This window comes from Lactobacillus paragasseri (assembly GCF_003584685.1).
In the GTDB taxonomy this organism is placed as follows: Bacteria; Bacillota; Bacilli; order Lactobacillales; family Lactobacillaceae; genus Lactobacillus; species Lactobacillus paragasseri.
The window spans coordinates 1,347,070-1,365,573 of record NZ_AP018549.1 but is presented as its reverse complement, the minus strand read 5'-3'; the positions used below and the strand labels follow the sequence as shown (position 1 = coordinate 1,365,573).

The following is an 18,504-nucleotide window of genomic DNA, read 5'->3' as shown; positions in this document are numbered from 1 at the left end:
GTAAGAAAATGGCAAAAATTGCAGTTTTAGGTAATGGATCATGGGGTTCAGTTCTTGGTTCAATGTTAGCTGATAATGGAAATGATGTAGTGTTATATGGAAATATTGATAGTGTTAATCAGGAAATCAACGAGCACCATACGAACACTCATTATATGAAAAATTGGAAACTTAATCCTAATGTACCAGCTACTGGAGATCTAGAAAAAGCATTAGAAGGTGCAGAGATTGTTTTATTTGTTTTACCAACTAAAGCAGTTCGAATTGTTGCTAAAAATGTACGTAAAGTATTAGATAAAAGTGGGGCAACTCCTTTATTAGTGACTGCAACTAAAGGAATTGAACCAGGAAGCAAAAAATTAATTTCAGATATTTTAACTGAAGAAATTTATCCTAATAATAGTGAAAAAATTGTAGCTATTTCAGGTCCTAGTCATGCTGAAAATGTTGCTCAAAAAGATTTGACTGCAATTGCTTGTGCATCAACTAGCGAAGAAAATGCAAAGAGAATCCAAGAAGTATTTTCAAATAACTATGTTCGTTTTTACACTAATGACGATTTAGTAGGTGTTGAAGTAGGCGGAGCAGTTAAGAATGTTATTGCAATTGCGGCTGGTATCTTGGTTGGGCAAGGATATGGCGATGATGCTAAGGCAGCTTTAATGACTCGTGGTTTAGCAGAAATCACACGTTTAGGAGTAAATTATTTTGGTGCAAAACCAATGACATTCTCAGGCTTGTCTGGTATCGGTGATTTGATCGTTACTTGTACCTCAGTTAACTCTCGTAACTGGCGTGCAGGTAAGCAAATTGGTGAAGGCAAGAGCTTAGATTATGTCTTAGAAAATATGGGACAAGTTGTCGAAGGAGCTACTACTGTTAAAGCTGTTCACGAATTGGCTCAAGAAAAGAAAATTGATATGCCAATTAGTGAAGCAATTTACCGTGTTTTATATGAAAATGCCAATGTTGAAGATGAAATTAAACAAATGATGGGAAGAACTCCAAAGCCAGAAATTCAACTTTAAGCAAAAGGATTGCAATTTTTATTTTCTCATAGTAATATATACTTACAAAAAGTAAGAATAGAGGCGAAAATATGTCTGAGAGAAAAAATTATGATGTAATTGTGATTGGAGCAGGTCCTGGTGGATTAACTGCTGCATTATATGCTGCTCGGGCTAACTTAAAAGTTGTTATTCTTGATCGCGGGATTTATGGCGGTCAGATGAATAATACGGCTGGTATTGATAATTATCCTGGCTTTGTTGATATTCAAGGACCTGAATTGGGTGAAAAGATGTATCAAACTGCTATGAACGCTGGGGCTGAATTTGCTTATGGCGATGTACAAAGTATTGAGCAGGATGGTAATAAAAAGATTGTTAAGACTGATTCAGGTGAATATGAAGCAGGTGCAGTAGTTATTGCAACCGGAGCTGTTCATAAGCATCTTGGCGTTGCAGGAGAAGAAGAATATGCTGGAAAAGGTGTATCTTATTGTGCCGTTTGTGATGCTGCTTTCTTTAGAGACGAAGATGTTGCAGTAATTGGTGGCGGTGACTCAGCTATTCAAGAAGGGCTATATTTGGCTCAATCTGCTAAGTCTGTAACTGTTATTCATCGTCGTGATCAACTTCGTGCCAAGGCCGAATTGCAACAAAAGGCTTTTGAAAACAAGAAAATGAAGTTTATCTGGAATGCTCAAACTGAAGAAATTGTTGGCGATGGCAATAAAGTAACTGCAGTTAAATACAAAGATAAAGAAACTGGTGAAGAAAAAGAAGTTAAAGTAGCTGGTGTGTTTATTTATGTTGGTATTCAACCACAAACTGCTGTTTTTAAAGATCTTGGTATTACAGATGAACAAGGCTGGATTTTGACAGATAACAATATGCGTACTAAAGTTAAGGGTATTTTTGCTTTGGGTGATGTACGTGCTAAGGAACTTCGCCAAATTGCAACTGCAGTTGGTGAGGGAAGTATTGCTGGTCAAGAAGTATATAATTACTACCAAGGCTTGAATGAAAAGTAAATTATCAAATAAAAGCTGTCTATCATTAGTTTGTTGATAGACAGCTTTTTGTGTATGTAAAATTAAAATATATGTTATAAAATATTACCTTTACTTATCTTCGTAGCCCTTTGGATGGCTCTTGTGCCAGTTCCAAGCAGTTGCAATTACATCATCAACATTTTCATGTTTTGGCTTCCAGCCTAAGACTTTACGAGCCTTGCTTGAGTCAGCAACTAAAGAATCAGGATCTCCGCCTCTTCTTGGTCCAATAGTGTAAGGAATGTCAATGCCAGTAACTTTTTTAGCAGCTTCAAGGATTTCTAAGTTTGAGTAGCCTTGAGCAGTACCTAGATTGAAGACGTCAGACTTGTTAGTTCCCATCACGTGCTTAAGTGCCAAGATGTGAGCGTCAATTAAGTCTTCAACTTGAACGTAGTCGCGGACATTAGTACCGTCTTTAGTGTCATAGTCATCACCAAAGATAGTAAAGTTGCCATCGCCAGAAATAGCACTCTTTAAGATGTTTGGAATTAAGTGAGTTTCAGGACCATGGTCTTCACCAATTGAACCGTCGCTTGAAGCACCAGCCACATTAAAGTAGCGAAGAGCGATTGACTTAATGCCGTCAGCTTTGTCAGCCCAGTGCATAATCTTTTCCATCATCATCTTGGTTTCGCCATATGGGTTGATTGGATCAAGCGGTGTATCTTCAGTAATTGGTAAAGTCTTTGGAATACCGTAAGTTGCAGCAGAAGATGAGAATACTAAGTATTTAACTTTCGCGTCATCCATTGCTTGCAGAAGAGAAATCATACCTGAAACGTTATTGTCGTAGTACTTAAGTGGTTTCTTAACTGATTCAGGAACTAATGAGTAAGCGGCAAAGTGCATTACAGCATCAATGTTTTCATCACGTAAGATTTTGCTTACTAAATTAGTGTCTTCAATATCGCCTTGGTAAAACTTGGCTTTCTTGTCAACAGCCTTTCTGTGGCCAGTATAGAGAGAATCAAGGACAACGACATCGTTACCTTCTTCAATTAATTTTCTAACAGCGTGAGAACCAATATAACCGGCCCCACCAATAACTAATACTCGCATGGTGTGCTCCTTTACTTAATTATTTATTTGAAATCGATTACATTATAGCACGAAAATCAATAAATGCTTTATTTAATTAGTAAATAATTTAGTAATAGCACAATTATTAAGACTGTGATAAAGTAATTGTGAATAGAGAAAAGTGGTGGAAATATGACAACAATTAAAGAAATCGCTGCTAAATCCGGTTTTTCCCCAGCGACTGTATCGCGTTTATTAAGTAATGATCCACGTCTTTCAGTTACTTCTGAAACAAAAAGTAAAATTTTAAGGGTTGCAAATGAACTAGGATATTTTAAAAAGAACAGCAATAAAGTTAATAACCTAAAACCAGAAATTGCTGTACTCTATCGTGTAAATGGAAATGAGCAACTGCAGGATGAGTATTTTTCTTTCTTGCGTGATGCCATTAGAAAGGTAGCGATAGAGAAAGAGATTAAGCTAACATTATTTACAGAAGTAGATGAATTGATAAAGCAAGCTTCACTTTTTCAGGGCTTTCTTGGAGTAGGTACGGCTGAACTTAACTATAAGGAACTGAAAAGACTGCATAATGTTTTGCCAAGCGGTGTATTTATTGATATCAATCCAGCACCGCAATTATTTGATTCGGTTCAACCTAATCTTGAATTGACTGTACAAGATGCAGTTAAGAAATTAATTGCTCAAGGATATACAAATTTAGGTTATATTGGGGCTGAAAGTTTTACTTTAGACCATCAACCTCAACGTGATATTCGTGAAATTACATTTACAGAGTTCTGTAAAACACAAGGAATAAAAAAGACTGAAGTTTTTGCTAAAGGAATTGTTAGTGTAAAAAATGGTTATCAATTAGCAAAAGAAGTAGTTAAAAAATTAGGTAGAAATTTACCAGATGCCTTTATTATTGCTTCGGATACCTTAAGTGTTGGGGTTTTACAATACTTCAATGAGGTAGGAATTAGGGTTCCAAAAGATACTGCTATTATTAGTATTAATAATAGTGAAGTAGCTAAATACATCTCACCCCCGCTTACTTCATATAATATCGATCAAACTGCTTTGAGCAAGTTAGCCATTTCTGTTTTATTGATGAGAATAACCAACTCAGATTTGCCCAAGGTCCACGTTACGATGAATACTAATTTAATTATAAGAAAGAGCTTTAACTAAGTGTATTGAACTAGTTCAATACACTTTTTATTATGAAAACCAGTAAATATATTTACTAAATTAATAAATAGTTTTATAATCGTTTATGAAAACGATTACAAATAAATAATTGATTTACGAGGTAAAAATTATGAATAAAGATGAATTACTTAAAGATTATCAAGAAATATTTGGTGAAGCAGGAAAGGATGTCTTTTTCTCACCTGGTCGAATTAACGTAATTGGAGAGCATACAGATTACAATGGTGGTCATGTTTTTCCAGCAGCAATTAGTTTAGGTGTTTATGGTGTCTATGGTCCAAGGACTGATAATAAAGTTCGTCTTTATTCAGGTAATGTCGATGGCGATATTGTCGAATTTGATTTAAATGATGATTCAGTAGAAAAAGATGATCGCTTTTGGGCTAATTACTTTAAGGGAATGATCACCTATCTTCGTCAAAGAGAAGATGGAGAAAAGATTAATCATGGTTTTAATCTATATGTTAAAGCTGATTTACCATCAGGATCTGGCTTATCTTCGAGTGCTGCGATTGAAATGTTAATGGGAATGATTTTGAAGGATGAATTTGATTTAGATGTGGATCGTCCTAGCTTAGCAAGACTGGGTCAAAAAACTGAGAATGAATTCGTGGGATTAAACTCAGGAATTATGGACCAATTTGCATGCATTATGGGAAAAAAAGATAGTGCTATTTTTCTTGATTGCAACACAATGAAATACGAATATAAACCACTTAAGTTAAGTGATTATGAAATTATTATTATGTCGACTAACAAAGAGCATACCCTAGCAGACTCTGCTTATAACGATCGTGTTAGCGAATGTCACAACGCTTTAGCAAAATTACAAACTAAACTAGATATTAAAGCTTTAGGTGAACTTGACGATAATACTTTTGATGAATATTCATACTTAATTAATGACGAAACAGAGTTAAAACGTGCTCGCCATGCTGTTAGTGAAAATGGTAGAACTATCAGAGCAACTAAAGCAATGGAAGATAATGATCTAGAAAAGCTAGGGCGTTTAATCAATGCATCTCATATTTCTCTTCATTACGACTATGAAGTAACTGGTAAAGAACTTGATACTTTAGCTGAAGCAGCTTGGAAACAAGATGGTGTATTAGGCGCTAGAATGATTGGTGGCGGTTTTGGCGGTAGCGCAATTGCAATTGTAAAAAAGGATGAAGCTGAAAAATTTAAGCAAAATATTGGAAAAATTTATCGTGATGCAGTTGGGTACGATGCAAGTTTCTATGATGCGGAAATTGTAGATGGAACAAAAAGAATTTAAGCTTAAGGAGCTACAGAAATGAAAATTATTGAGAAATTTGCAGATGAAGTCATTGCGAGTGGAGCATATAAAGAATTAGATCGTGTATATGTAATTAATAAGATCAAAGCTTTAGTAGGTGATGAAGATCAAGAATATGATGGAAAACAATCTCCAGTAAAACAACTTGTTCAAATAGCCGTTGATCGCAAAATTATTCCTGATGACAATACTTCACGCGAAGTTTTAAATGATAAGTTATATGATTTAAAAACGCCGACGCCTTCAAAAGTAAATGAAATTTTCTGGCAAAAAATGCAAAAATCTGCTAATGCAGCAACTGATTGGTTTTATAAGCTTTGCGTTGATAATAATTATGTAAAAAAAGAAGCTATTGCCAAAAATATTGTCTTTTCAGGAAAGAGCTCTAAGAATCATGAATTAGAAATTACGATTAATCTTTCAAAACCTGAAAAAGATCCTAAGGCGATTGCTGCGGCAGCTCATAGTACCGGTAATAAATATCCTCAATGTGCACTTTGTCTTGAAAATGAAGGCTATGTTGGCGGATATGGAAAGAATGTACGTAGTAATTTGCGAATAATTCGTATAATGATTGGTGGCCGTCCGTGGGGCTTTCAATATTCACCATATGCATATTTTAATGAACATTGTATTTTCTTAGATCAAAAGCATATTCCGATGATCATTAATCAGCAGACTTTAATTAATTTAGTAGATATTGAGAAACAACTACCAGAATATTTTGTTGGTTCAAATGCTGATTTGCCAATTGTTGGTGGCTCGATGCTTGCTCATGAGCATTATCAAGGTGGTCGTCACGTCTTTCCAATGATGAAGGCGAAAATAAAAAAAGTGATTAATTTTGATCAATACCCAGAAGTTAAAGCTGGAGTAGTTGATTGGCCTATGAGTGATTTACGCTTAATTAGTAAAAATTCCTTAGATTTAATTGATTTGGGCAGTAAAATTATTGATTTTTGGGATCACTATAGTGACCAAGATCGTCAAATTAAAGCCTTTGATGGTGAAACTAGACACCATACGGTTACTCCAATTATGCATCGTGAAGGAGAAGATTTCGTTTTAGATTTAGTTCTTCGTGATAACAATACTAGTGCTAAATATCCATTAGGAATTTTTCATCCACATGCTGAGCTTTGGCACATTAAAAAAGAAAATATTGGCTTAATCGAAGTTATGGGAAGAGCCATTCTCCCAGGAAGACTTAAGAAAGAACTAGAAGAAGTTAAAAAATATTTACTTAATGAAGATAATGAAATAGCTGATAGCCATCTTGATTGGGCCAAGAAAATCAAAGCAGAGCATCAGATTACTAGAGAGAATGTAGATAGTATTTTGCAACAGGCTCTAGTCGAAGTGTTTGATCAAGTTCTTGAATGTGCTGGTGTCTTTAAAAATAATAAAGATGGAGAAGCTGGTTGGCAAAAATTTACCAAGGCTTTAGTAAGCGAGGTAGATAAATAAAATGAAAACAAGTTTTGTAAAATATGGTGTAAAAGATGGGCAAGATCTATGCGAGATTAGCCTTGAAAATGATCATGGGATGCAAGTTAAGCTTCTTAATTACGGAGCAACTTTAGAAAAAGTTCTACTCAATAGTGAAAATATGATCTTGTCATTAAACAGTCCGGAAGACTATTCAAAAGAGAGAAATTTTCTAGGTGGAACAGTTGGTCGAATTTGTGGTCGTGTTCGCTTAGGACAATGGAAACATGGAAATCATATTTTTCAACTACCTAAAAATGATGGAGAAAATCATATTCATGGTGGTATTGGTACTGACATGAAAGTTTGGAATTTTAAATTAAAAAATTCCAATCAAGAATCTCAAGCTGATCTTTTCCTTTTTGATTCAGATGGTGATAATGGCTATCCTGGCAATATGAAATTACATGTAACTTACAAGCTAGATAATGAAAATAATGTGTCATATAAGCTTGAAGCGGTTAGTGATCAATTAACTATTTTTAATCCAGCAAACCATACTTATTTTAATTTAGGTGAACGAGCAACTGATTTACAATTACAACTTGCAGCCGATTACTATTTACCAGTTGGTAAAGATGGACTACCAAATCAAGGAATGCAAAGCGTAGAAAATACAGTTTTTGATTTTCGAAAAGGTAAGAGAATAGCTGAAACATTAAACAGTGATAATAGTCAAATTAAGTTACGCAATGGCTTAGATCATCCCTTTATCTTAAATGGGATGCAACCAGCAGCAGTTTTAACATCTGATAAACATAAAATGGTTATGACAACTAATGCTCCTGCAATTGTTACCTATACAGCTAACCACTTTAATCATACTGGTATTGCAAACAATATTGGTCAATATGACGGAATTACTTTAGAAGCACAATGCCCACCAGCAGAAGGGATAAACTTAGGTGAAATCACTTTACTTCCTTATGAAAAGTTTGAGCGAAAGATTAACTGGAACTTTAGTTAATTAAGAGTTTTTTCAAATATCGAATAGAAAAGAAGACGTTAAATCTTTTGCGAGCAGAATAATTAAATTGTTAATTATGATAGCAATTTCATTATAACTTGCGTTAAAATAGCAGATGAAACCATAAAATTTACGTAAAGAGGAAATTATGAACGCAAAAGAAATTTATAGTCAATGGACTAATGCAAATAATTTACCTGATTATTTAAAAGATCAATTAAACAAATTAGGTAAAGATGAAAAGTGGATTGAAGATGCTTTCGGACAAGATATTAATTTTGGTACTGCTGGAATGAGAGGACGGCTTGAACCAGGTACTAACAGAATTAACTTGTTTACTGTGGGAAGAGTAACCGAAGGACTTGCAAGATTAATTGATGAAAATGGTGAAGAAGCTAAAAAACGTGGTGTCGCAATTTCTTTTGATTCACGTTATCACTCAAGAGAATTTGCTGAGCATGCTGCTCGTATTTTAGGTGCACATGGAATTCATGTTTATTTATTTGATGATTTAAGACCAACTCCTGAATTGTCATTTGCTGTTCGTCATTTAAATACTTTTGCTGGAATTAATATCACTGCTTCCCATAATGCTAAGCAATATAATGGCTACAAGGTATATGGTGAAGATGGTGCTCAAATGGCTCCAGAAAATGCAAATCGCTTGTTTGCTTACGCTCAAAAAGTTGATGATATTTTTGGCGTTAAAGCTGCTCCAGTAGAAGAATTGCGTGCTAAGGGTACATTACAATTAATTGGTGAAGATGTGGATGAAGCTTACTTAGCTCATTTGAAGGATGTTACTGTTGATCCTGAAATGGTTAAAGCTAACGCTAATAAGCTAAAGATTATTTATACTCCATTGCATGGTACTGGTAAAATGCTCTACGATCGCGCATTCAGACAAGGCGGTTTTGACAATGTCATTCCAGTTCCAAGTCAATCAATTATTGATCCTGAATTTCCTACAACTATTAAGCCAAATCCCGAATACCGTGATGTGTTTGAACCAGGCTTTAAGTTAGCTAATGAAGTAGATGCAAATGTTATTATTGCAACCGACCCAGATGCCGATAGAATGGGTGCTGCTGTTAGAAAATCAGATGGTGACTTCCAAGTTCTAACTGGTAATCAAATTGCTACTTTAATGGCATACTACTTATTAATTCACATGAAAGAAAACGGAACTTTATCATCTGATTATGAATTAGTAACCTCAGTAGTTTCTAGTGCACTTCCATTTAAGATTGCTGATGATTTTGGTATTAAGACCAAGCATGTGTTAACTGGCTTTAAGTACATTGGTGAAGAAGTTGACCGCATGAACAAAGAAAATGACGGTAAATTCTTAATGGGCTTTGAAGAAAGTTACGGCTACTTATTTAAACCATTTGCTAGAGATAAGGATGCTATGCAAGGTGCATTGATGTTTGCAGAAGTAGCAAGTTACTATGCATCTAAAGGCATGACTGTTTTTGATGGTTTGCAAGAAATTTGGCAAAAGTATGGTGTGGCTTACGAAATTACCAAGGCTATTGAAATGCCAGGTATTGGTGGTCAAAAGAAAATGGCTGAATTAATGAGTAAATTACGTAAAGAGCACTTAACTGAAATTAATGGTGCCAAAGTTGTAAAAATCCAAGACTTTGAAACTCAAGAAACCATTGAAGGAAACAAAAAGACTCCATTAACTGGCTTCCCTAAATCTAATGTTTTGAAGTACTTCTTAGATGATGAAACTTGGGTTGCTCTTCGTCCATCTGGAACAGAGCCTGTAATTAAGGCTTATGTTGGTGTAAACAAGAAGGATATTGAAACTGCGGAAAAGGCAGCTGAAGAATATCAAGATGCATTAGCAAATTTATTAAAGTAATGCAAAAATAGTGCGAAAATACGTTCGCTGTAGTAAAATGAATACGTTAATAGAAGTTGGGCTATTTTAGTCCAACTTTTTTTGCGGAGGATCGAAAATGATTAGACGACAAAAAAACAAAAAATTTGAACTTGTTTCTAAATTTCAACCAGCAGGTGATCAAGAGCAAGCAATTAAAAAGTTGACTGATGGTTTTGAAAACGGTGAAAAGGCCCAAATTTTAGAGGGTGCTACTGGGACAGGTAAGACTTTTACTATGGCGAATGTAATTGCTAAATTAAATAAACCTACTTTAGTAATCTCGCATAATAAAACTCTTGTTGGTCAGCTTTATGGTGAATTCAAAGAGTTTTTCCCTAAAAATGCCGTTGATTATTTTGTATCTTACTATGATTATTATCAGCCTGAAGCTTATGTGCCACAGTCGGACACATATATTGAAAAGGATTCATCAATTAATGATGAAATTGACCAGTTGCGTCATAAAACTACCAGTGATTTAATGTCAAGAAATGATGTAATTGTCGTTGCTTCAGTTTCATGTATTTATGGTTTAGGTGATCCAAGAGAGTATGCAGCAAGTGTAGTATCTATCTCTGAAGGCCAAGAAATTAGCCGTGATGTATTACTACGGGACTTGGTGAATATTCAATATGATCGTAATGATATTGATTTTCAACGTGGTCGTTTTAGAGTCCGCGGTGACGTGGTAGAGATCTTTCCTGCTGGTTATTCTGATCATGCATTTAGAGTTGAATTTTTTGGTGATGAAATTGATCGGATTGTTGAAGTAGATTCTTTGACTGGTGAGGTAATTGGTGAACGCGAACAAGTTTCTATTTTCCCGGCAACACACTTTGTTACTAATGAACAAATTATGCAAAGAGCTTTGGCTTCAATTAAAGATGAAATGAATATTCAAGTTAAAAAATTCGAGGGAGAAGGTAAGCTTTTAGAAGCTCAACGAATTAATCAAAGAACTACCTATGATATGGAAATGATGAGTGAAGTTGGCTACACTAACGGAATTGAAAATTATTCTAGGCACATGGAAGGACGTAAAGCTGGTCAGCCTCCGCATACTTTACTTGATTTCTTTCCTGATGATTTTCTAATTTTAATTGATGAATCGCATGCTACAATGCCAGAATTAAAGGCGATGTATAACGGAGACAGAGCTCGTAAGCAAACTTTGATTGATTATGGTTTTAGATTACCTTCAGCTCTGGATAACCGACCACTAAAATTAGAAGAGTTTGAAAAGCATGTAAACCAAATTATGTATGTTTCAGCAACTCCTGGAGACTATGAGTTAAATCAGACTGATCATAAAGTTGAACAAATTATTCGTCCTACTGGACTGCTTGATCCAGAAATTGAAGTTAGACCAATTAAGGGACAAATTGACGATTTAGTTGGTGAGATTAATAAACGAATTGATCGTGATGAACGTGTTTTTGTTACGACTTTAACTAAAAAGATGGCAGAAGACTTAACTGATTATTTGAAAGACCTGGGGATCAAAGTTCGCTATTTACACTCAGATATCAAGACATTAGAACGTTTAGAGATTATTAGAGACTTAAGGCTTGGTAAATTTGATGTTTTAATCGGAATTAATCTTTTGCGAGAAGGAATCGATGTACCGGAAGTGTCATTAGTTGCAATTCTAGATGCAGATAAGGAAGGATTTTTACGTTCAACTAGACCTTTAGTTCAAACGATAGGACGTGCTGCTAGAAACTCAAATGGTAAGGTAATTATGTATGCAGACTCAATTACGGATTCGATGCGAGAAGCAATTGATGCTACAGAAAGAAGACGTAGTTTGCAGATGAAGTTTAACAAAGAACACGGCATTACACCTAAAACTATTGTTAAACCTATCAGGGATGTTATTTCAATTACTAAAGATAGTGATGAGAAGGAAAATAAAGAAAGTTTTGCTGATCTAAACTTTGATGAATTGACTAAGAAACAAAAGCAAACCATGATTAAAACTTTGACTGCTCAAATGCAAGAAGCTGCAAAGAAACTAGATTTTGAAGAAGCAGCTAACTTACGTGATGCAATTATGGATTTACAAAAGCAAGTACATGAAAAGAAAAAGTAGAGGAGGAAAGCTAAATGGCAAATGATAAAATTGTAATTCATGGAGCGCGTGAACATAATTTAAAAGATATAAGTTTATCGATTCCAAAAGATAAATTAGTAGTTATTACCGGCTTATCAGGCTCAGGAAAAAGTTCATTAGCTTTCGATACTTTATATGCTGAAGGTAGAAGAAGATATGTTGAGTCACTATCAAGTTATGCTAGACAATTTTTAGGCCAAATGGATAAGGCTGATGTTGATTCAATTGATGGCTTAAATCCCGCAATTTCCATTGATCAAAAGACGACGTCTCATAATCCGCGTTCAACAGTTGGAACTGTAACAGAAATTAATGACTATTTGCGTTTATTGTGGGCACGCGTTGGTCATCCAATTTGTCCAAATGATGGAACTTTGATTGAGAGACAAAGCGTGGATCAGATGGTAGATCGCGTAATGGATTTACCTGAAAGAAGCAGAATTCAGATTTTAGCTCCAATTATTCGCGCTAAAAGAGGAGAACATAAGGAAGTATTTAAACGAATCCAGCGTGCGGGTTATGTACGGGTAATTGTAGACGGTGAAATGCATGAAATCACTGATGATTTTGACCTAGACAAAAATAAACGGCACAGTATTGATATTGTTGTTGACCGCTTAATTGTTAAAGAAAATATTCGAAGTCGTTTATTTGATTCTGTTGAAGCTGCTCTTCGTTTGGCAGATGGCTACATGGATGTTGATGTGATTAAGGGTGAACGTATTAACTTTTCTGAATACTATGCCTGTCCAATATGTGGCTTTACGGTCGGCGAAATGGAGCCTCGTTTATTTTCATTTAACGCGCCTTTTGGAGCTTGTCCTGATTGTGATGGATTGGGGATGAAATTATCAGTTGATGAAGATTTAGTTATTCCTGATAAGGATAAAACTTTAGCAGAGGGAGCTTTAGTGCCATGGTCTAATTCAAAATACTATACTGCCATGCTTGAGCAAGCATGTATGGCTTTAAAAATACCTGTGGACAAGCCATATAAAAAATTAACTAAAAAGCAAAAAGATCTAATTTTAAATGGATCTAAAGGGAAAAAAATCAAATTTCATCTTGAAGGTGACTTTGGTGTAAATGATACTGTTCAAGAATTTGAAGGAATTTTAAATAATATCAATCGTCGTTATCATCATCCAATGTCAAAATTTATGCGTGATGCAATGGGTAAGTATATGACTGAACTTACTTGTTCAACTTGTCACGGTAAGCGATTAAATGAAAAGGCATTAGCAGTAAAAGTAAATGGCAAAGATATTGCTGAAGCTTCTGATCTGTCAATTTCTAAGTCATTGAACTTTTTTAATTCAGTAAAATTAAGTGAACAAGAAAAGATGATTGCTAAACCAATTTTGAAAGAGGTACGTGATAGATTAACTTTCTTAAAGAATGTTGGTTTAGACTATCTGACTTTATCTCGTTCTGCTGGAACTTTATCCGGTGGAGAAGCACAAAGAATTAGACTAGCAACCCAAATTGGCTCTAATTTATCTGGCGTTATGTATATTTTGGATGAGCCATCAATTGGTCTTCATCAGCGAGATAATGATCGACTTATTTCTTCGCTGAAAAAGATGCGGGATCTTGGTAATTCTTTAATTGTAGTCGAACATGACGATGAAACGATGAAACAGGCCGATTACTTAGTTGATATGGGACCAGGAGCAGGTGTATATGGCGGAAAAGTAATGGCTGCTGGTACACCAGAAGAAGTGATGAAGAATCCTAAATCTTTAACTGGACAATATTTATCAGGTAAAAAGATCGTTCCTGTACCGTTAGAGAGAAGAAAGGGTAATGGTAAAAAAATTACTGTTACTGGTGCTGCTGAAAATAACTTGAAGGATATTTCAGTAGATTTCCCTCTAGGGAAATTTGTTGTAGTAACCGGCGTTTCAGGTTCTGGAAAATCAACTCTTGTAAACTTGATTCTGAAGCGTGCTTTAGCACAAAAATTAAATAATAATTCAGCTAAACCAGGAAAGTATAAGTCAATTAAGGGATATAAAAACATCGAAAAAATTATCGATATTGATCAAAGCCCTATTGGGCGGACACCACGTAGTAATCCTGCAACTTATACTAGTGTATTTGATGATATTCGAGCTTTATTTGCACAAACTAATGAAGCAAAAATGCGTGGATATACTAAAGCGAGATTTTCTTTTAATGTTAAGGGCGGTAGATGCGAAGCTTGTCATGGTGATGGAATTATTAAAATCGAAATGAATTTCTTACCTGATGTTTATGTACCTTGTGAAGTTTGTCATGGGACAAGATACAATTCAGAAACTCTTGAAGTAACTTACCGTGAAAAAAATATCTCGCAAGTTTTGAATATGACAATTAATGAAGCTTGCAAATTTTTTGAAAATATTCCTAAAATTCATCGTAAGCTACAAACAATCGTTGATGTTGGTTTGGGTTATGTAAAACTTGGGCAGTCAGCCACAACTTTATCTGGTGGGGAAGCACAGAGAATGAAATTAGCTTCTGAATTACAGAAGCTTTCCACGGGTAATAATTTCTACATTTTAGATGAACCAACAACGGGTTTACATACTGATGACATTAAGCGGTTATTAGAAGTATTGCAGCGCTTAGTCGATGAGGGAAATACTGTTTTAATTATTGAACATAACTTAGATGTTATTAAAAACGCTGATTGGTTGATTGATTTAGGCCCTGAAGGTGGAGATGGCGGTGGTCAAGTTGTGGCTACTGGTACTCCAGAAGAAGTTGCTGAAGTTAAAGAAAGTTATACGGGACAATACTTAAAACCAGTTCTCAAGCGAGATATTAAGTTAACTAAAAAGTTAATGAATAGCAAAGATGAGCAGGAATAAAGTTAATGGTGTTTTAGAAAATTAAGTGTAGAATATTATCTAGGAGGATATAAAAATGAACGATATTTATAATTCTAGACACCAAGGCTTTGATTGGGGTTCATTTATAGCAGGAATTTTGTTTGTTGTTGCATCATTCTTACTATTACGTTACCCTGGTCGTGGTTTAAGCGCATTTGTATTTGTATTTGGTATTTTGTCAATTTTACAAGGAATTATTTGGATTTCCGCATATGTAAAATTCCATAATATTTTTGATTTAAGCTGGGTTACGTTAATTTCAGCAATTGTCGATATTGTAATCGGAGTTTTATTCTTATGTTCACGTGAAATTGGTGGATTAACCTTAGCTATTTTATTTGCTATTTGGTTCTTAGCCGACTCAATTATCGGTATTATCTTTTCATGGCACTTGCGCGAATATTCAACTGGCTATTTTGTTCTCTGCTTAATTTTGAATATTGTTAGTTTGATTATTGCTTTTGCTTTGCTATTTAATCCAGTGCTTGCTGCTATTACTTTGGTTTATTTGGTAGCATTTTGGTTAATGGTATTTGGAATCAATGAAATTTTTGTTTCATGGATGCACAGATAAAATAAAAAGTCGTTTTTAAAGTAGTTGATTGTGATAACTACTTGTGACAACGACTTTTTATTTTATTCAAAAAATGAAACACCCGGTATGTTATAATAGCGATTAAGGAGGGATAGCTATGGCTGAACAAAAGAAACAATTATTGATTGTTACTGGTATGAGTGGCGCAGGTAAAACTGTGGCAATCAAAGCTTTAGAAGATATGGGATATTTTGTGGTAGATAATTTACCACCAGAATTATTGGGAAGTTTCTGGGAATTAATTAACAATTCATCAGATTTTAGTAAGGCAGCAGTAGTTGTTGACTTGAGAGTAAAAAGCTTCTACAAAGATTTGGTTGACGAAATTAAATCTTTAGAAGATAGTCAAAATGTTCAGTCGACCGTCTTGTTTTTAGATGCTTCAGATGATGTATTAGTATCTCGGTATAAGGAAACAAGACGTTTGCCACCATTAGCTCATACAGGACGCTTATTGGATGGAATTCAAGAAGAAAGAGCTATTTTATCAAGAACTAAAAATATATCAAATATAATTATTGATACCTCCCGTTTAACTACTAAGGAATTAAAAGCTAAATTAGTAGATAAGTTTGGAGATAATCAAACTCGGACTTTTTCAATTGAAGTAATGAGTTTCGGCTTTAAGTATGGTATTCCAATTGATGCTGATATTGTAATGGATGTGAGATTTTTACCGAATCCATTCTATATTCCTCAACTTAAACCATTTACTGGCTTAGATCGTCGAGTTTTTGATTATGTAATGAGCAAGAAAGAAACTAAAAAGTTTTATGCTAAGTTTTTAGACATGTTAGAGACGGCTATTCCCGGATATATTGCGGAAGGAAAAGAAAAATTAACTATTGCAATTGGATGTACTGGTGGTCAACACCGGAGCGTTTCAATCGCTCGCCAATTAGCAGTTGATTTGGCTAAGAAATATCCTGTTGATATTTCTCATCGAGAAATTAGTCGTTATATTGGACAATAAAGGAGATTGTTGGGAGATGGCGTACGGAGAAAATAAAATTGTACGTGTCATTCGCGGACGTCGCCCTAAAATTGTTGTTATTGGTGGTGGAACAGGGTTACCTGTTATTTTGAATGCTTTAAAGGAACAAAATGCCGATATAACAGCTATTGTAACTGTGGCAGACGATGGTGGATCATCAGGTGCAATTAGAGATTATATTAATGTGGTGCCGCCAGGCGATATTAGAAATGTGCTAGTTTCTTTATCCGACTTACCACAGGAAGAAAAAGATATTTTTCAATACCGTTTTAATTCATCTGACTCATTTTTTGCAGGTCATGCAATTGGAAATTTAATTATTGCCGCTTTAGATGAAATGCAAGGGAATATTTTTGATGCTGTTCAATCGTTATCAAGAATGATGCGAATTGATGGGCGAATTTTCCCTGCTTCAAACGAACCCTTAACTTTAAATGCAGAATTTATTGATGGGACAACTGAAGCTGGTGAAACAGAAATTACTTCAAAGGATAAGCGCATTAAACGAGTATGGGTAACTGATACTGATTCTGACGATGAGCCAAAGGCAGTTTTACCTGTTTTAGCTGCAATTATGCAAGCAGACGCAGTGGTTTTAGGACCAGGTAGTTTATTTACCTCAATTTTACCTAATTTGATGATTTCTAATTTAGGTGATGCTGTGAGACAAACTAAGGCTGAAGTTATTTATATCTGTAATATCATGACGCAGCAAGGTGAAACAGATCATTTCACAGCAGCGGAACATGTTCAAGTTATTAATGATCATTTAGGTGGTCATTATATTAATACTGCCTTAGTTAACGGAGCTAAAATTGATATGAGTAAGTTTAATCCGGCAGATTATGATGCTTATCTTGAACCGGTAAGAAATGATTTTGCTGGGTTACGGGCTCAAGATTGCCGCGTAATTACGGCTGACTTTATTGATCAGCATAGTGGATTAGTTTTTCATGATGGTAAAAAAGTAGCCGATGAAATTTTAAATTTGGCTTTTGAAGCATATTGCCGAAGAAAAAAGGAACAGGATTAGTTAATGGTTTCATACGCAAGTGATGTAAAAAAAGAACTTACTAGTCTGCCAGTTCATCCAGAACATGCTAAGGCAGAATTAGCAGCTTTTTTGCGAATGAACGGAGTACTTAGTCTTCATGACCATCAATTTAGTCTAGATATCACAACTGAAAATCCAGCCATTGCTAGAAGAATATTTTCTTTAATTAAAACAGCCTATGGAATCGAGCCGCTGCTAATTGTTTCTAAGAAAATGAAGTTAAAGAAAAATTATCAATATTTAGTTAGGCTTCAAAAACAAGTTCATGAAATTTTAAGTGATCTAGAGATATTTGACAGTGATAATGGCTTGATTACCGGAATTCCTGAGAAGATTATGACATCGGAACAAAGGGCAATGTCATACTTAAGAGGAGCTTTTTTAGCAGCTGGAAGTGTGAATAATCCTGAAACGAGTCGATATCATTTAGAGATCTATTCTCTTTATGAAAATCATAATAATGATTTACTGGAATTAATGAATAGTTTCTTTTATTTAAATGCAAAAGCTACAAAAAGACGTAATGGATATATTGTATATTTAAAAGAAGCTGAAAAAATTGGTGATTTTCTACATATTGTAGGTGCCGTCAATGCAATGTTAGCATTTGAAGACTTAAGAATTATGCGGGATATGCGTAATTCGGTGAATCGGTTAGTAAATTGCGATACAGCAAATTTGAAGAAAACCGCGAATGCAGCAGCTAAGCAGGTTGAGGATATTCAATTAATTGAAGAAAAAGTGGGGTTAGAAAATTTGCCAGAAAAATTGGCAATCCTAGCACACTTTAGATTAATGCATCCTGAACTTTCACTCAAAGAAGTTGCAGCTCAGGTTCCAGATGGCCCAATTTCAAAGTCAGGAGTTAACCACCGTTTTCAAAAAATTCGTGAAATGGCGCAACAGTTAAAAGAAGAAAATTAGTCAAA

Annotated in this window: 14 protein-coding genes; 13 read left to right on the top strand and 1 reads right to left on the bottom strand. The window is 34.9% G+C overall.

The window, feature by feature from the left end; all coding sequences use genetic code 11:
• Positions 1 to 8: 8 nt before the first annotated feature.
• Positions 9 to 1,028 (top strand): NAD(P)H-dependent glycerol-3-phosphate dehydrogenase, encoded by a 1,020-nt coding sequence (locus tag LpgJCM5343_RS06630; RefSeq protein WP_049161618.1) that lies wholly within the window; start codon positions 9 to 11, stop codon positions 1,026 to 1,028.
• Between the two features lie 71 nt (positions 1,029 to 1,099).
• On the top strand, positions 1,100 to 2,035 hold the full coding sequence (gene trxB, locus LpgJCM5343_RS06625; protein ID WP_077958748.1) for a thioredoxin-disulfide reductase: 936 nt from the start codon (positions 1,100 to 1,102) through the stop codon (positions 2,033 to 2,035).
• A 90-nt stretch (positions 2,036 to 2,125) separates the two neighbouring features.
• Here the strand turns inward: trxB and galE are convergent, their stop codons facing one another.
• Complete coding sequence (gene galE, locus LpgJCM5343_RS06620) at positions 2,126 to 3,118, bottom strand: UDP-glucose 4-epimerase GalE (protein WP_077958749.1); 993 nt, start codon at positions 3,116 to 3,118, stop codon at positions 2,126 to 2,128.
• A 153-nt stretch (positions 3,119 to 3,271) separates the two neighbouring features.
• On the opposite strand from galE, the gene LpgJCM5343_RS06615 reads away from it, so the two are divergent.
• From LpgJCM5343_RS06615 to whiA, 11 genes are all read left to right on the top strand, one after another.
• A complete protein-coding gene (locus LpgJCM5343_RS06615; protein WP_020806696.1) occupies positions 3,272 to 4,273 on the top strand; it encodes a LacI family DNA-binding transcriptional regulator in 1,002 nt (333 codons plus the stop codon).
• Positions 4,274 to 4,403: 130 nt separating this feature from the next.
• On the top strand, positions 4,404 to 5,573 hold the full coding sequence (locus LpgJCM5343_RS06610) for a galactokinase (protein ID WP_101890828.1): 1,170 nt from the start codon (positions 4,404 to 4,406) through the stop codon (positions 5,571 to 5,573).
• 18 nt (positions 5,574 to 5,591) lie between these two features.
• A complete protein-coding gene (locus LpgJCM5343_RS06605) occupies positions 5,592 to 7,061 on the top strand; it encodes a UDP-glucose--hexose-1-phosphate uridylyltransferase (RefSeq protein ID WP_039156073.1) in 1,470 nt (489 codons plus the stop codon).
• Position 7,062: 1 nt separating this feature from the next.
• On the top strand, positions 7,063 to 8,049 hold the full coding sequence (locus tag LpgJCM5343_RS06600; RefSeq protein ID WP_039156077.1) for an aldose epimerase family protein: 987 nt from the start codon (positions 7,063 to 7,065) through the stop codon (positions 8,047 to 8,049).
• A 148-nt stretch (positions 8,050 to 8,197) separates the two neighbouring features.
• On the top strand, positions 8,198 to 9,922 hold the full coding sequence (locus tag LpgJCM5343_RS06595) for a phospho-sugar mutase (protein ID WP_077958752.1): 1,725 nt from the start codon (positions 8,198 to 8,200) through the stop codon (positions 9,920 to 9,922).
• Positions 9,923 to 10,019: 97 nt separating this feature from the next.
• Entirely contained in the window at positions 10,020 to 12,035 is a 2,016-nt protein-coding gene (uvrB, locus tag LpgJCM5343_RS06590; protein ID WP_101890827.1) for an excinuclease ABC subunit UvrB, read from the top strand.
• Between the two features lie 14 nt (positions 12,036 to 12,049).
• A complete protein-coding gene (gene uvrA / locus LpgJCM5343_RS06585) occupies positions 12,050 to 14,911 on the top strand; it encodes an excinuclease ABC subunit UvrA (protein WP_003648448.1) in 2,862 nt (953 codons plus the stop codon).
• A 55-nt stretch (positions 14,912 to 14,966) separates the two neighbouring features.
• Positions 14,967 to 15,506, top strand: a complete 540-nt coding sequence (locus tag LpgJCM5343_RS06580; protein WP_020806690.1) for an HdeD family acid-resistance protein — start codon at positions 14,967 to 14,969, stop codon at positions 15,504 to 15,506.
• A gap of 118 nt (positions 15,507 to 15,624) precedes the next feature.
• On the top strand, positions 15,625 to 16,500 hold the full coding sequence (gene rapZ, locus LpgJCM5343_RS06575; RefSeq protein WP_003647006.1) for an RNase adapter RapZ: 876 nt from the start codon (positions 15,625 to 15,627) through the stop codon (positions 16,498 to 16,500).
• Between the two features lie 16 nt (positions 16,501 to 16,516).
• Positions 16,517 to 17,554, top strand: a complete 1,038-nt coding sequence (locus tag LpgJCM5343_RS06570; protein ID WP_003647007.1) for a gluconeogenesis factor YvcK family protein — start codon at positions 16,517 to 16,519, stop codon at positions 17,552 to 17,554.
• Between the two features lie 3 nt (positions 17,555 to 17,557).
• Entirely contained in the window at positions 17,558 to 18,499 is a 942-nt protein-coding gene (gene whiA, locus LpgJCM5343_RS06565; protein WP_003648451.1) for a DNA-binding protein WhiA, read from the top strand.
• Positions 18,500 to 18,504 lie beyond the last annotated feature (5 nt).